The organism is Neisseria sp. P0009.S007, assembly GCF_051962515.1.
Genome location: NZ_JBQCVF010000884.1, coordinates 1 through 455 on the forward strand (window position 1 = coordinate 1; position 455 = coordinate 455).

At 55.2% G+C, this 455-nt stretch carries 1 protein-coding gene; it reads left to right on the forward strand.

Features of this window, described 5'->3' with window-relative positions:
- The coding region (locus ACTHS3_RS16930; RefSeq protein WP_440368630.1) for an NAD(P)H:quinone oxidoreductase at nt 1-399 on the forward strand (399 nt) is incomplete at its 5' end.
- Nucleotides 400-455: the final 56 nt, after the last annotated feature.

A 455-nucleotide genomic window follows, 5' to 3' on the forward strand; every position in this document is an offset into this window, starting at 1 on the left:
CTCAAAAACTGCGCCGGCCTCGCGCGCGGCAGCCCGACACGTTTCGGCAATATGGCCGCCGCGATGAAATACTTTATCGACGGCACCATTCCCCTTTGGCTCGGCGCAGAACTCGTCGGCAAACCTGCCACCGTATTCACCAGCACATCTTCTCTGCACGGTGGCCAAGAAAGCACCTTGCTGACCATGATGCTGCCCCTGCTGCACCACGGCATGGTCATCAGCGGCATTCCCTATACCGAGTCCGCGCTCAGCAATACCCAAAGCGGCGGCACGCCTTACGGCGCAAGCCATGTTTCCGGCCACGACAGCAAGCCGGCATTGACTGCCGAAGAAAACGATATTGCCTTTGCGCAAGGTAAACGTTTGGCAGAATTGGCAAGAAAATTGGCAGACTGATTGCCTTATCATAAAAAGATTAAGGCCGTCTGAAAACCTGATGATATGGGTTTCAG